Source organism: Microbulbifer weihaiensis (assembly GCF_048323715.1).
Classification (GTDB): Bacteria; Pseudomonadota; Gammaproteobacteria; order Pseudomonadales; family Cellvibrionaceae; genus Microbulbifer.
The window spans coordinates 367,325-382,416 of the sequence record NZ_JBLWFL010000001.1 but is presented as its reverse complement, the minus strand read 5'-3'; the positions used below and the strand labels follow the sequence as shown (position 1 = coordinate 382,416).

Sequence of the window (15,092 nt, the reverse complement as noted above, 5' to 3'; positions counted from 1 at the left end):
TGGGACGCTACTGGTGCTGCCAACTTTACCGGATCGGCGCGCGCCTCGGCCCGGTGCGAATGGATGACCGCCTAAAAACTGTGCATTGTAACTGCGCTCGCGGCACGTATCACCCGCTATTGTTTCCATGGCTACGGCCATTCAAGTAGAATCCTTCGCTGATTTTTGCGCTTCAGACCCGCTGGCAGCGTCACAGGTTCAATGAATCTTGTCACAATTGCCGGCATCATCCGGGCACTCTGGCTGCGCAGCCGCGGCTGCTATCGCGCAATCTCGCCAACGGAACAGACTCTAAAGATAGCCGGAACAATTCATTCGATGCTGGAAGCTGCCCACTGGCGCCGTTTGGCGCTAGCAATAGGACAATTGTCGCGCCCACGCACACTCGTTATTGGCTTCCTTGCCGCGCAGCCCCTGTGGGCGGCCGCCGAGGAAACCGCGCCTGTGTCTCAGTCCGGTGAAAATCCGTACCTGCACCTCGACTGGTTTCCCAGGAGTCAGCTGGACGCGGAAGAGCGCAGCCTGCTACCGCCGGTTTGCGGCGGCACCTTCATCGCGCCGGCGCGAGACTACCCCGACGCCAACCTGCTGCCGGAAGAGGCCCCACTCAGGGCTACTGCGGATAACGCAAACTGGCTGGACGACGGCACCGCCCAGCTGCGGGGCAATGTGCACGCCACTCAGGGCTACCGCCAGCTGTTTGCGGACCAGGTGGATATCAACCGCAACGAAAACTCCGCCTATCTCAGCGGCGCGATCGAGATGCGCGAGCCAAACCTGCTGGTGCGCGGCAAAGCCGCCGAGATCCAGACCGACAGCAAGGCCGCCTCGATTGAAGACGCAACCTATGTAGTGCACGACCAGTTTGTGCACGGCACCGCCCGGCATGCCTCCCGGGAAGCCAGCGGTGAGCTGATCCTCACTCAGGGTACCTATACACGCTGTGAGCCGGATGACGTTTTCTGGCGCATGACCGGTGGCGAAATCGCCATCGACAATGTGGAGCGCCAGGGCACCGCGCGCAATGTGCGCCTGGAAATCGCCGACATCCCGGTGTTTTACTTCCCCTACCTGCGCTTCCCGGTGGGCAGCGACCGCATGTCCGGCTTCCTGTTCCCCAGTATCAGCAACGATGAGGACAATGGCTGGGACATCGGCATTCCCTATTACTGGAACATAGCCCCCCAGCTCGACGCCACCATAACACCCCGCTATATCCAGTACCGCGGAACCGGCCTGGAACTGGAAACCCGTTACCTGAGCCCGCTGTTCAACACCGAGGTTCGCCTTGCCGGCCTGCCCGACGATAAGGGCGGCAATGATGAAGATGCCCGTGAGCTGATCCGCGAGGGCTTCCCGGAAGACCTGGTACTGCCCGCCAAGGGTGAGGATCGCTGGTTCGTGAATGTGAACCAGAGGGGCGGTAATGGCGGCTTGTGGCGCACCAATGTCGACTACGCCAAGGTCAGCGACCCGGATTATTTCCGCGACCTCGACACGGCCGACCTGCAGGTGCCGCAGAACGTCAACGCGTCCGCGGAAACCGCCCTCAGTCAGATGGCCGAGGCCAGCCTCGCCAGTGAGCACTGGCTTGCCAGCGTGCGCGCCCAGGAATACCAGCAGCTGGTCAAGGATCGCTTCGACACCTACAGCCAGTTGCCCCGGGTCAACCTGAACGGCAATTACAAGTGGGGCGACTGGCAACTCCTGATGGAGCACGAGGTTACCGGCTTTGATCACTCGGATACCCAGACCATCCGTTTTATTGCCGATGTGGATGACCCTGACAGCGTGACCGAGAGCAGCCGCAATTTCGTCAATGCCACGCGCACCCGGATCGACTACAGCTTCGGCTGGGACAAACAGTGGTTGTGGGGCTTTTTCAACCCGAAACTCACCGGGATCTACCTCGGCTACGAGCTCGAGGATACCTTTCTCGCTGACCCAGCCTTGGATACCCCGGAAGCCTCCGCCGGCCAGCTGTCTATCGACACCGGGCTGTTCTTCGAGCGCGACGGCCTGTTCTTCGGCCACGAATATATCCAGACCCTGGAGCCCCGCCTGTTCGCCTTTACCAGCAGTGAGGCGGATCAGAGCGACTTTTTCAATGTCAGCACCCGCCCCCGCGACGGCGGCAACGACCTGCTGTTCGATACGTCCCTGTTTACGTTCAGCTATGACCAGCTGTTCCGCAGCAGTCGCTTCAATGGCCATGACCGCATCGATGATGCGGATCGCGCCGCGCTGGGCCTGACATCCCGCATCATCGACCCGGCCAGCGGCCGCGACCTGTTTTCCGCCAGTGCGGGGCAGATTTTCTACGCCGACGACGTCCGTATCGAGTTGAATGGCCAAGTCGAACTGGCACCGCGTTCCGAGTTCGCCGCACGCCTGGAAAGCCGCCCCACCAATGACCTGCGCATCAGCAGCGAACTGATCTACGATGACAGCGATCACACCATTGATCGCGGCAACGTCAGCCTGCGCTATCTCGACGACGACTTCAGACTGTTCAATGTCGGCTACCGCTACCTGCGCGCAGATGAAGTGTTCGACGACGACGGCAACCTGACCCGAGGCCCGGTCGAACAGGTCGACCTCTCGGCGGCGTGGCCCATAAACACTCGCCTGTCCCTGCTGGCGCGGGCAAACTACGATATTACCTTTGACCGGGAACTGGAGTACCTGGCCGGGATCGAATACGACACATGCTGCTACCGCACTCGCGTAGTATGGCGTCGCAGACTCGACAATGACCTGGCAGACGTTGTGACCCCCGAAGAGCTTGAGTTCGACGAGGGCATCTACCTGGAACTGCAGTTGAAAGGTCTGGCTGGCCTTGGCGGCTCGGTTACCCGTATGCTCAGCCAGGGCATTGCCAACTTTGAACAAAGAGAAGTACTGAAACAGTGATGACAATAATGCAGATGTTCAACTTCACCCGCCGCGGCCTGCTGACCCTTGCCGCTCTGTGCGCATTCACATTGCCAGCCCTGGCTCAGGTACAGAAACTCGACCGAGTGGTTGCCGTTGTCGATGACGATGTGGTCATGGCCAGTGAGCTGCAACAGCGCCTCAATACCATCACTCAGCAGATCGCCGCGCAAAACGTGCAGGCTCCACCCATGGACATCCTGCGCCGGCAGGTGCTGGAGCAGCTCATTGTCGAACGCCTGCAGCTGCAGATGGGCGCGCGCGCCGGTGTCACCATCTCTGACAGCGAGCTGGATCAGGCAATCGCCCGGGTGCAGCAGAACATGGGGCTGTCTCCGGAGCAGTTTCAACGCAAGCTGGAAGCGGATGGCATCTCCAATAACGCCTTCCGGCAGCAGATCCGACACGAGCTGATTATCCGCCGGGTAGAACAGGGCAGCGTAAACCGCCGCATCCAGATTACCGACCAGGACATCAACAACTTCCTGCGCTCCAAAGAGGGCGAATTCTGGAAGTCGCCCCAGTACCAGCTCGGCCATATCCTGATCGCAGTGGGCTCCAGTGCACCCGCGGAAGAAGTGGCCGCGGCGCGCACCAAAGCGGAATCCATCTACGAAAAAGCCATTGGCGGTGAAGACTTCCGCGCACTGGCCATCCGCAACTCGTCCGGCCAGAACGCCCTGCAAGGCGGCGACCTCGGCTGGCGCAAGACCGTAGAGCTCCCTACCCTGTTCGCCGATGCCCTGGTAGACCTGAAGGTGGGCGACACGTCCAAGCCATTCCGCAGTGACGCCGGTTTCCACCTCCTGAAAATTCATGACCAACGCGGCGGTGCCTCTGAGCAGGTCGTAGAGCAAACCAAAGTGCGCCACATCCTGGTCAAGACTTCCGCCATCCGCAGTGACGACGACGCTTACAAGCTGTTGATGGATCTGCGTGGCAAAATCGAGTCTGGCGACCTCAAGTTCGAGGATGCCGCGAAAGAGAATTCTGAAGATATCGGCACCATGCTGCAGGGCGGTGACCTCGGCTGGTCCAACCCTGGCCAGTTTGTACCGGAGTTTACCCAGGCGATGGACAGCACACCGGTAGGCGAGATGAGCATGCCATTCCGCAGCCAGTTTGGCTGGCACCTGCTGCGCGTCGAAGGCCGCCGCCAGCAGGATATGACGGATCAATACATCCGCAACCAGGCAGCCAACCTGCTGCGCAACCGCCGCTATGAGGAAGAACTGCAGAACTGGCGCCAGGAGATCCGCGACCAGGCGTTCGTGGAAATCAAGCTGCCCGAAGCCGGGGATGCGTCCGCCGCTGACGTGAAGCCGAGCGAAGAACAGTAAGGCCCATGATCCCCCGCATTGCCTTTACGCCCGGCGAGCCCGCCGGGATAGGCCCTGAACTGGCGGTCAAACTGGCCGCTTCCGGGCCCGCCAGCGGCCCGGCCCAGATAATTGCGATTGCCGATCCGACGCTGCTGAGTGAGGCGGCTGCCCGCCTGAACATGCCTCTCACGCTCATTCCATTTCGCGCAGATACCCCTGCGGAACCCACACCGGCAAACAGCCTGCACGTTGTGCCAGTTGATCTGGCCAACGCCGCCACCCCCGGCCAACTGGATCCGGCGAATGGCCCCTACGTGCTGGAAACCCTGCGCCGCGCGGCTGCGGGTTGCCTGACCCGGGAGTTCGATGCCGTAGTGACAGGCCCCGTGCACAAGGGCGTGATCAATGAATCCGGAGTGCCGTTTTCCGGTCACACTGAATTCTTTGCCGAACAGGCGGGCGTGGAAAAAGTGGTGATGATGCTCGCCGCTGATGACCTGCGTGTTGCCCTGGCCACGACCCATTTGCCGCTGAAAGATGTGAGCGCCGCAATCAGCACACAATCCCTGCAGCAGGTACTCACGATCCTGCACCGCAGCCTGCGCGACCAGTTCCGTATCGAGCGTCCGCGTATCGGTGTATGCGGCCTGAACCCCCACGCCGGTGAAGGCGGTCACCTGGGGCGCGAGGAAATCGAAGTCATCGAGCCCGCACTCGACACCCTGCGTGCACTTGGCCTGGAGCTCATTGGCCCCCTGCCCGCAGATACCCTGTTTACCCCGCCCCAGCTGGCCCGCTGCGACGCCGTACTCGCCATGTACCACGACCAGGGCTTGCCGGTGTTAAAATTCAAGGGTTTCGGGCGCGCCATCAACATCACCCTGGGATTGCCATTCATCCGCACTTCCGTGGATCACGGCACCGCGCTCAATATCGCCGGGCAGGGTATCGCCGAGACCGGCAGCCTCGAGGCGGCCCTGAGCCAGGCCATCACCCTGGCTCAACTGCGTCATATTTAACGACTCTTCTTTGCAGGAGCCTGCTTGCAGGCGAACAAACCAATTCATGGACAATTTTTTCCAACACAAGGCGCGCAAGCGCTTCGGCCAGAACTTCCTGGTGGACGAGAACATCATTGAGCGCATCGTGCGTGCCATCGGCCCGAAAGACACTGACAAGCTGGTGGAAATCGGCCCGGGGCAGGGCGCGATTACCGCTCTGCTGCTGGATCGCTGCCCTTCGCTGACTGCGGTTGAGCTGGATCGCGACCTCATTCCGATGCTGCAATTCAAGTTCCGCGACTACCCGGACTTCACCATCATCGAAAAGGACGCGCTGAAATTCGACTTCGGCAGCCTGGCCGGTGAGGGAGAGCAACTGCGCATTGTTGGTAACCTGCCGTATAACATCTCGACCCCGCTGCTGTTCCACCTACTGAGCTTCCGCGGCAAAGTGCAGGACATGCACTTTATGTTGCAGAAAGAGGTGGTGGATCGCCTGGCGGCGGTGCCGGGCGCCAAGTCTTACGGGCGCTTGAGCGTCATGACCCAATACTTCTGCCGCGTACAGGGCCTGTTCCCGGTACCCCCCCAGTCTTTCCGCCCCGCGCCAAAAGTGGATTCCGCGATCGTTCGCCTGATCCCTCACCAGACGCTGCCGCACCCGGCCAAAGACGAAAAACTGCTGGAGCGCATCGTCAGCGTCGCCTTCCAGCAGCGCCGCAAGACCCTGCGCAACGCTCTCAAGCCGCTGTTCCCGGATATGGACATGACACAGCTGCCCGTGGATACCAGCCGCCGCCCCGAAACCCTCAGCGTGCAGGAATACGTGCAGCTCGCCGACTTCTGTTCCACGCTGGCACCACCAGCACAAGACACCGAGTAAGCGACCGCATCGTGGCTACTTACGCAATTGGCGATATACAAGGCTGCCTGGAACCGTTACACCGGCTGCTGCAGAAGATCCGTTTCAATCCCGACAGGGATAAGCTCTGGCTGGCTGGGGATATGGTGCATCGAGGCCCCGACAGCCTCGGCACCCTTCGATTTCTCTACGAACACCGCAGCCAGATCACCGCCGTGCTCGGCAACCACGACCTGCACCTGCTGGCACTCGCCCACGGCGCCAAGCGGCTGACAGACAAGGAACACGATCTGGCCGAAGTGTTGCGAGCCAAGGACGCCGACAAACTCCTGGGCTGGCTACAAAAGCAGCCACTCATGGTGCACAAGAAAGTGGCCGGCAAGTATTTCTCCATGGTACATGCCGGTATCCCACCGATGTGGAGTATGAGCAAGGCGCTGGAACTCGCTGGAGAGGTGCACAGGGCGCTGCAGGATCCGGCCATGGCCGAGGCCTATTTCTTCGGTATGTACGGCAACGAACCACACTTGTGGAGTGACCACCTGATCGGCGTCGAACGCCTGCGCTCGATCACCAACTATTTCACCCGCATGCGCTTCTGCAAAGCGGACGGCACTCTGGATCTCGTCACCAAACAGGGCCCGCTGGCGGCACACCACGACTACCGTCCCTGGTTCAGTTTTGACCACCGCAAAACAAAAAACGACCGGGTCATTTTCGGGCACTGGGCCGCCCTGGAAGGCGAGGCGAATACCAGGAATGTGTATGCCCTGGACACCGGTTGCGTCTGGGGAGGCTATCTGACCGCGATGCGGCTGGATGATGAAAGCTTTTACTGTGCGGATTGCGATGAATCCCTCTGACCCGTCACGCATTTCTCCCGCGGGCTAGATTATTCCCCTGCTTTCAGTAAATAATGGTTTCTGGCGCGAATACAGTGGATTGTAAAGAAAATCGCGCCAAATGCCCGTGACCACAACTGGGCAGCATTGAAATGAACAGGGATCGTTATACCTACCCACGAAGGCGTCGCTCCTTTCGACCTCCCTTCCATTCCTGCTCACTCATTTTTGAGTCATCAACGCTGCCTTTTGCAAACAGGCACTCAGCGCTTGTGTCGCGCCTTCCAAACCGAGAAAAACGAGCTGATTCGACAGGACCGTCAAATGACCGAGCTAGCCACAGGACTTGAAGCAAAGAACTCCCTTGAATACGTCCACCAAGCATTTACGGTACTGAACCAAGGCGATCTCTTCATAAATATCGGCACCGACTGGGATCCACGGCGCGTACCGAACGTCCAAATCAAAGAAACAATATCCATCCGTGAGGTGTTTGGCTGGTATGACGGACCGGCATACACGCCCAAAAAATCTAAACGCGGCGCCCAGATTCTGTTTACTTCGGGCACTGAGGGGCAACCAAAAGGCGTCCTGTTATCCCATCAGGGACTAGCGAATACAACCGAGCGGATTATTTCCGCGATGGAAATGGACTCTACTATTCGCGAATATGTTGGCGTCCCCGTCAACTATTCGTTCGGATTTGGACGCTGCCGGGCAGTTAGCGCCGTCGGAGGCAGGTTCTTTTTGCCCGAACACGGATTCAATCCCATAGAAATCCAGCAGATGCTGGAGAGGGATGAAATAAACGCCATCTCCGCCGTGCCATCACTTTGGCGCCTGCTACTGGAAGAGCCAAAACTATTCGAGCATGTCGGCGCAAAGGTGCGCTGGATTGAAATCGGCAGCCAATACATGAGTGCGGAGGAAAAAGTACAGCTTCGCGAACTCTTTCCGAATGCATATATTGCGCAACACTACGGACTTTCGGAAGCATCCCGCACAACATTTTTACGTATCGATAAAACACCAGAACACCAACTGGAGTCGGTCGGTCACGCAACGCCCGGTGTGGAGTTAAAAATCAGTGAAACCGGCGCAATCCAGATACGCGGCCCACACATGGCCAGTGCGCTTTTAATTGAAGGGCGGAAGGAATCCCTGGTAGACAGCGAAGGCTGGTTCACCACCAATGACCGCGGCCACGAAGTCGATGGATATCTGTTCTTTGATGGTCGCATGGATGACCTGATCAATTGCGGGGGGATAAAACTTTCTCCCGATAGCCTCGAACAAGCGTTACGCAGCCGTCTTAAACTGCAATCTGGAATTGCGGTATTTAAAGTTCCCCACAAAGACCTTGGAGATCAGCCTGCACTCGCAATTTCCAGTCAATGTAAATGCCCAGATCTACTCTTGACCGATGCCTTTCGCCAAATACTTGCTGACAATGGCATTAGAGGTGCCAACTGGCCACTACTGAAGCTCGAAGCGTTTCCCCAAACGAGCACGGGCAAAGTAAAGCGAAATGAACTGACCAAACTCTTAAACTCGAATACCCCGCCATCCGCCGCACCGATTCCTCCAGTTCGCCCAGAATCTATTAATGAAAGCACAGCTAGCGAAAGCCAGCTTATCGCAATCTGGGAAGAAATTCTCAAGGTGCACCCAATATCAGTCCAAGACAATTTCTTTGACTTGGGCGGTGACTCCCTCTCCGCAATTCGCGTCGCTACCCGAATGGAAAAATCTGGCATTCCTCGCGAAGTTTCTCGGAAAATTTTTTCCGGCCTCAGTATTTCGCAAATACTCAACAGCCTAGATTGTGCCACCAACGCCGCAACTTCGCTCGAGGATCTCCCCAAAGATACGCTATCTAAAAGCCTTATTGCCATCTGGCAAGACGTACTAAAGCTGGATCAGGTCAGCGAAAACGAGACCTTTTTTGGCTTGGGCGGTGATTCACTTTCCGCCATCCGTGTCGCACTTCGCATGGAGAAGGCTGGCGTCCCTAAAGAAACCTGCAAGAAAATTTTTCAAGGGTTCACCATTGCCCAAATAGTCCAGCAGACCAAGAATAGCCAGGCACCGTTAGATTTGGGTGACGAATCCCGACAGGCTGCAAGAGAAATCGATCATGGCATGGAATTCAGACTGGTTGAAATCTGGCGAGAGGCCTTGAAAATCGACAACATCGGGCTTGATGACAACTTCTTCGACCTAGGCGGTGACTCACTATCGGCTATTCGCGTCACCATGCGCATGGAAGCAGCGGGTTTGAAGCGAACAACCTGTCGGAAAATTTTTGAAGGTATGAGTATCCGTCAGATACTTGCTACAGAACCAGAATTCGCCTCGCAAAAAAAATATCAAGAAATAGACCACACGCATAAAGTAGCCACAAGCCCAACAACGGGCAATACTCAACAACAACCTCCTGAAATCGGTGAAAATTTTCGAACGCCCATGGCGTCCGCAAGTCTGGCACTGAATGCAATGCGGGGACTCTTGGTCCTTATGAATATTGCTGCGCACTGGATGCCAGGTGTTATTGAGCGTTTACCAGCTTTAGCCGGGCAGATAAACCGCTACTTGGCGCCGGTTTACAGTTCCGGGACACCCGGGTTTGCGATCGTATTTGGCGCGGGCATCGGTTTCTTTATGTTGCCTCGGTTTGATAAAAACCGAAAATCCGTAGACAAGCTTGCAATGCGCAATGTTCTGCTGCTTGTAGCCGGCATGACCGCTCTGGCATTGATACGTATAGCCAATATCTATATGGCAGGTGAGGGGCTTAAACCGCTTGATGTTGCCAACGCTTATTATTCAGTAATTTTCTACTATTTGTTCGCAGTACTCAGCATTCCATTGTGGCTACGAGTATTACGGTTATTCAGCGCATTCAGTATGACCTGCCTGTCCTTTTCCTGCGCATTCTATTGTCTTCATTTGGCTATTGATTCTACAGAGATCGCACCGTCCCAAAACGCACTGGTCCAACCTTGGATTCTTCTGCTCACGGCAAAATACAACTACCTGGAAATGTCTGCGGGTGTTCTGCTGGGAGCAGCCATTGGCAACTCCCTGAAGCATTCAATAGAGCGCGGAGATTCACTCGCTCCTTATGCCCATGCCGGTGCATTACTGATACTTTTATCGGTAATAATTTCGGTGGAAACCGGAGAATATGTTCGCTGGTTCGACTGGCCAAAAGGGCTGTACCTTTGGACTTGGCCATTCTATTTGGGCTGCATCCTGCTAGGCACTGTCGGCATCTTTAATTATCTTTGTCGCAAGCAGTCCAGCGAAGTTGGCCCGCTCGATTCATCTCTGCAAATATTATCAGTGATTGGGATTCTGGCCTTCCCACTATTTATTGGCCATGAGCTGGTTCGCCCTTTGGCTGAGCTTATTACTGCGATGGGGGTACCGGCAGGACTTGCCTTATCTATGACGGCCTTTTTTGGCCTATCCCTGTATATGGGACAAAAACTTTACACTATCTACTTTGGATCAGGTGCTACTGCAACTGCAGCAACACCCGTCATATCCGTAACCGCTACGGCTAAATCGAGTTGACTTCGGTGTAGTCCACTCGACCGGTCATGGTGACAAGAATACTACGTTCACCTTCAAAAGGGCGGCGGCCGTGAGAGAGAAGCATATTGTCAATCAATATGACATCTCTCTGCCGCCACTTAAATGAAAAAGAATTTTTTTCATACAAGTAGCGCAAAACCTGAACAACTTCCTCCTCGATTTCCTCTCCATCGCCATAGTAGGTATTGTAAGGCAACCCATCCTGCCCAACGGTTTCGAGGAAAAACTCCTTGAGCTCAGGCTCAAGGGAATGAACATTGAAAAAGGTGCCGTGATTAAACCAAACTCTCTCACCAGTTAATGGGTGATCTATGGCCGTGTTCCTCACGTATGAGAGTATGGGAGTACCATCATCTGCCCATTGCAGGTCGTTGATATAGTTATCGCGGCAAAACTGCTCCATCTCAGCACGGGTTTCAACATTGAAAGCCTGCTTCCATGGAATTCCCATATTGTTGCTGAACCTTCGGACATACTTGAGCTTTTTTCGCTCAAACTTTTCACGGATATCTTCCGGAATATCCAGATACAGCTGACGGCAATCTGAAAGTGGCGTTTCCCCACCGACCTTCGGTTCTACATCACAGTAAAAAAACAAATTGTATGGCCATTCGCCGGAATAGGATTTCTCGTTATGGAAGAAGATCGTGCGATCATTTTGGTAACGAGTAGAAGTCGAAGTCCGGCTTTGGACATGGTCCCTGGGAGATGTCGCTTCCAGGTATGGAACCCAGTCGCCATTCGTGGATGCAACCGCTAATCGCTCAAACTCGGCAATATCCTTAATATCAAACCCGCGAAACAGGACTGCACCATGCTTGTTTAGCAGCTCACGAATTTCACTTCGATTCTGCTGTGCCCAATGGGCAATATCGAACGAGGGATCCTCATGTGTTACCACAAGTGGAAAGTAGCTCCCCTCCATCATTCCAAATTTCAGCCCTTCACTCATCCCCCCAGCCTCCATGTAGGTTTTTATCAAGTTTCAGGTATCTACCGCTCAATCAATCTTTTTTTTCAAGTTCATTCTAACCAGTCGAAGTCTCAATTCGCCAGTAAACACGCACCATGAAACACGGTTCACCGGCGAAATGCCAGCACCAAGACTTACTTAGGACTCCCGGTATCCATTAGGGTTATTGGACTGCCAGCGCCAGGTATCTTCAACCATTCGATTCAAATCATACTCTGCTCGCCAGCCAAGCTCCTGTTCGGCATATGCGGGATCTGCATAACACTCTGCGATATCTCCCGGTCGGCGCGGAACAATCGCATAGGGAATTTCTCTTCCGGAAACCTCAGCGAAAGCACGAACAATTTCCAGCACAGAACTGCCGCGACCGGTGCCAAGATTGTAAGTGTGACACCCACTTGAAGCATCAACCTGCTGCATCCGGTGCAAAGCCGCCAAATGCCCCCGGGCAAGATCAACAACATGAATGTAGTCCCGCACCCCGGTGCCATCCGGTGTCGGGTAATCATCACCGAAAACTTGCAACTGCGGCAAACGGCCAACAGCGACCTGGGCTACATAGGGCAGAAGGTTGTTGGGAATACCTGCAGGATCTTCGCCAATCGTGCCACTCTCATGGGCGCCAATAGGATTGAAGTAGCGTAACAGGCTGACTTTCCATGTATTGCCCGGTGCCTTACAGAGATCGCGCAGGATGTCTTCGACCATTAGTTTACTGGCGCCATATGGATTGGTCGCGCCGGTAGGGAAATCTTCACGAATCGGCACACTCGCCGGATCACCATACACCGTGGCAGAAGAACTGAAGATTAACTGGCGAACACCAAACTCCTCCATCACTTCGCACAGGGTCAACGTACCAGCAACATTGTTCTGGTAATAACGACGGGGCTGGGAAACTGATTCACCAACAGCCTTCAGGCCGGCAAAATGAATCACAGCTGACACCTGGTTTTGGCGAAAAACTTCTCGCAACCCCTCGGCATCCTGGATATCCACCCGATGCAACGCCACCGCTTTGCCGGTAATAGCCTCCACCCTTCGCAACGCTTCTGCACTACTGTTACAGAGATTGTCCACCACAATCGGCTCCAGCCCGGCCTCTATCAATTCCACACAGGTATGGCTGCCGATATAGCCGGCACCGCCGGTAACCAAAACTTTCATGATTTTCCTTATTTCGCGGTTTTCATGTCGTATTTTTTGCTATTGCGCTGAATACCGGAAGATTTTCCGATCCAGGCATGAGTAATGTGACGCATTTTACGCGCTGGAAGCCATTCGCAAAACAGGCGCATATATCAACCTTTCTTGCGGCTATCCGACATTGAACGTCACAACCATGGCTATCCTGAAGATGCGGGAACTGAATGCAGTCCCCTGTGCGACAGCAGAACCGTCGCGCAATCAATAGGCAATAAAGATAGCGTTCTCGCGCGTCAGCGCTCTTCAGCAATCGTTGCGGGATGTATTCGCGATCACCACCACGCTGCAGCGCAATTGGCACTCCACGGCAGGAGGCCGGTTACTGGCGCGGTACGCTACAGGGAGTCGTACGACATGTCGATATTCAATCACTACCTGGAACGCTACGAGTCGATTCAGGAAGAAGAACTCACCATCCAGGAGTACCTGGAACTGTGCAAAAACGACCGCAGCGCCTATGCCTCACCCGCAGAGCGGATGCTGATGGCCATTGGCGAGGCGGAGCTGGTCGACACCTCTCGCGACCCCCGACTCTCGCGCATCTTTTCCAATAAGGTCATCAAGCGATACAAGGCGTTCAATGAATTCTATGGAATGGAGGAAGCAATTGAGCAGATTGTCTCTTTCTTCCGTCACGCGGCCCAGGGCCTCGAAGAGAAGAAGCAGATCCTGTATCTACTCGGCCCGGTGGGCGGCGGCAAGTCTTCCCTGGCAGAGCGGCTCAAGTCACTCATGGAGCAAGTACCCATCTACGCCATCAAGGGGTCGCCAGTATTTGAGTCGCCTCTGGCGCTATTCTCCCCTACTGAGGACGGCCAAATCCTGGAAGAAGACTATGGCATCCCTCGCCGCTACGTGAATACCATCATGTCGCCCTGGGCAGTGAAACGACTGCATGAATACAAGGGAGACATCAGTAAATTCAGAGTCGTAAAAGTCCGCCCATCGATACTCGATCAAATCGCTATTGCGAAAACCGAACCGGGCGATGAGAACAACCAGGACATTTCTGCGCTGGTCGGCAAGGTCGACATTCGCAAGCTGGAGGACTATCCGCAGAACGACCCGGATGCGTACAGCTTTTCCGGAAGCCTGTGCCGATCCAATCAGGGCCTGATGGAATTCGTGGAGATGTTCAAAGCCCCCATCAAGGTACTGCACCCGCTCCTTACCGCAACCCAGGAAGGAAACTACAACAGTACGGAAGGTCTCGGTGCAATTCCATTCAACGGCATTATCCTCGCCCACTCCAACGAATCCGAGTGGCAGTCGTTCCGGAACAATCGCAACAATGAAGCATTCCTTGATCGGATCTATATCGTAAAAGTACCCTACTGCTTGCGGGTTAAAGAAGAGATCAAGATTTACGACAAGCTGCTGGAACACAGCTCCCTCGCGAATGCACCTTGCGCGCCGGACACCCTGCGTATGCTCGCGCAGTTTTCCGTTCTCTCCCGCGTAAAAAACCCGGAGAACTCCAGCATTTTCTCGAAGATGCGAGTGTACGATGGCGAAAACCTGAAAGACACGGATCCCAAAGCAAAGACCATGCAGGAGTACCGTGACAACGCCGGTGTCGACGAGGGTATGAATGGCCTGTCAACCCGCTTCGCGTTCAAGATCCTGTCGAAGGTATTCAATTTCGACGCAACCGAAGTGGCGGCCAACCCGGTACATCTGCTCTACGTACTTGAGCAACAAATTGAGCAGGAGCAATTCCAGCCGGAAATTCAGGAGAACTACCTTGGATTCATCAAGGAGTACCTGGCACCCCGTTATGTAGAGTTCATCGGCAAGGAGATCCAGACGGCCTACCTGGAGTCCTATGCAGAATACGGTCAAAACCTGTTTGACCGATATGTGACCTATGCAGACTTCTGGATTCAGGATCAGGAATATCGGGATCCGGAGACCGGCGAAATACTGGATCGCGCAGCGCTCAATGAAGAGCTGGAGAAAACTGAAAAGCCCGCCGGAATCTCCAACCCGAAAGATTTCCGCAATGAAATAGTCAACTTTGTCCTGCGCGCCCGCGCTGGCAACCAGGGCAAGAATCCGGACTGGCGTTCATATGAGAAATTGCGCGCAGTGATCGAGAAAAAAATGTTCTCGAATACGGAAGACCTTCTCCCAGTAATCTCCTTCAACACCAAGGCTTCTGCAGACGACCAGAAGAAACATGCAGATTTTGTTGACCGCATGGTTGAGCGTGGATATACCGAGAAACAAGTGCGACTGCTTTCCGAGTGGTATCTACGGGTGCGCAAATCTCAGTAACTCCAGCCGGCCCACTGGCGGCCACCCATGGTGGCCGCCAATTTACGACCTGAATGCACCAGGTCTAAGGCAGTA

9 protein-coding genes are annotated in these 15,092 nt (G+C 55.2%); 7 read left to right on the top strand and 2 right to left on the bottom strand.

The window, feature by feature from the left end; translation table 11 throughout:
• The first annotated feature begins 201 nt into the window (after nucleotides 1-201).
• From ACNKU7_RS01570 to ACNKU7_RS01545, 6 genes are all read left to right on the top strand, one after another.
• Nucleotides 202-2,913, top strand: a complete 2,712-nt coding sequence (locus ACNKU7_RS01570) for an LPS-assembly protein LptD (RefSeq protein WP_418295196.1) — start codon at nucleotides 202-204, stop codon at nucleotides 2,911-2,913.
• Nucleotides 2,913-4,274 carry a peptidylprolyl isomerase gene (locus tag ACNKU7_RS01565; protein ID WP_418295195.1) on the top strand — a complete coding sequence of 454 codons (1,362 nt, stop codon included), beginning with the start codon at nucleotides 2,913-2,915 and terminating at the stop codon, nucleotides 4,272-4,274. The genes ACNKU7_RS01570 and ACNKU7_RS01565 overlap by 1 nt, the downstream gene beginning before the upstream one ends.
• 5 nt (nucleotides 4,275-4,279) lie before the next feature.
• Nucleotides 4,280-5,275, top strand: coding sequence for a 4-hydroxythreonine-4-phosphate dehydrogenase PdxA (pdxA, locus tag ACNKU7_RS01560; protein ID WP_418295194.1), 996 nt, complete (start codon nucleotides 4,280-4,282; stop codon nucleotides 5,273-5,275).
• A 46-nt stretch (nucleotides 5,276-5,321) separates the two neighbouring features.
• Nucleotides 5,322-6,140: a 16S rRNA (adenine(1518)-N(6)/adenine(1519)-N(6))-dimethyltransferase RsmA gene (rsmA, locus tag ACNKU7_RS01555; protein WP_418295193.1), complete on the top strand. Its 819-nt coding sequence runs from the start codon at nucleotides 5,322-5,324 to the stop codon at nucleotides 6,138-6,140.
• Nucleotides 6,141-6,151: 11 nt separating this feature from the next.
• Nucleotides 6,152-6,982, top strand: coding sequence for a symmetrical bis(5'-nucleosyl)-tetraphosphatase (locus ACNKU7_RS01550; protein ID WP_418295192.1), 831 nt, complete (start codon nucleotides 6,152-6,154; stop codon nucleotides 6,980-6,982).
• 303 nt (nucleotides 6,983-7,285) lie between these two features.
• Nucleotides 7,286-10,540 (top strand): phosphopantetheine-binding protein, encoded by a 3,255-nt coding sequence (locus tag ACNKU7_RS01545; protein WP_418295191.1) that lies wholly within the window; start codon nucleotides 7,286-7,288, stop codon nucleotides 10,538-10,540.
• On the opposite strand, the gene ACNKU7_RS01540 is transcribed toward ACNKU7_RS01545, so the two are convergent.
• On the bottom strand, nucleotides 10,527-11,513 hold the full coding sequence (locus ACNKU7_RS01540; protein ID WP_418295190.1) for a TauD/TfdA family dioxygenase: 987 nt from the start codon (nucleotides 11,511-11,513) through the stop codon (nucleotides 10,527-10,529). The genes ACNKU7_RS01545 and ACNKU7_RS01540 overlap by 14 nt on opposite strands.
• A gap of 159 nt (nucleotides 11,514-11,672) precedes the next feature.
• Nucleotides 11,673-12,701: a UDP-glucose 4-epimerase GalE gene (galE, locus tag ACNKU7_RS01535; RefSeq protein ID WP_418295189.1), complete on the bottom strand. Its 1,029-nt coding sequence runs from the start codon at nucleotides 12,699-12,701 to the stop codon at nucleotides 11,673-11,675.
• Between the two features lie 393 nt (nucleotides 12,702-13,094).
• Here galE and ACNKU7_RS01530 point away from each other — a divergent pair, with 393 nt between their 5' ends.
• On the top strand, nucleotides 13,095-15,017 hold the full coding sequence (locus ACNKU7_RS01530; protein ID WP_418295188.1) for a PrkA family serine protein kinase: 1,923 nt from the start codon (nucleotides 13,095-13,097) through the stop codon (nucleotides 15,015-15,017).
• Nucleotides 15,018-15,092 lie beyond the last annotated feature (75 nt).

Excerpts from the sequence above, each read along its gene's own strand:
- rsmA (WP_418295193.1), top strand. The coding sequence starts at position 5,322 with ATGGACAATTTTTTCCAACACAAGGCGCGCAAGCGCTTCGGCCAGAAC.
- ACNKU7_RS01570 (WP_418295196.1), top strand. The coding sequence starts at position 202 with ATGAATCTTGTCACAATTGCCGGCATCATCCGGGCACTCTGGCTGCGC.
- ACNKU7_RS01530 (WP_418295188.1), top strand. The coding sequence starts at position 13,095 with ATGTCGATATTCAATCACTACCTGGAACGCTACGAGTCGATTCAGGAA.
- pdxA (WP_418295194.1), top strand. The coding sequence starts at position 4,280 with ATGATCCCCCGCATTGCCTTTACGCCCGGCGAGCCCGCCGGGATAGGC.
- ACNKU7_RS01540 (WP_418295190.1), bottom strand. The coding sequence starts at position 11,513 with ATGAGTGAAGGGCTGAAATTTGGAATGATGGAGGGGAGCTACTTTCCA.
- galE (WP_418295189.1), bottom strand. The coding sequence starts at position 12,701 with ATGAAAGTTTTGGTTACCGGCGGTGCCGGCTATATCGGCAGCCATACC.
- ACNKU7_RS01545 (WP_418295191.1), top strand. The coding sequence starts at position 7,286 with ATGACCGAGCTAGCCACAGGACTTGAAGCAAAGAACTCCCTTGAATAC.
- ACNKU7_RS01565 (WP_418295195.1), top strand. The coding sequence starts at position 2,913 with ATGACAATAATGCAGATGTTCAACTTCACCCGCCGCGGCCTGCTGACC.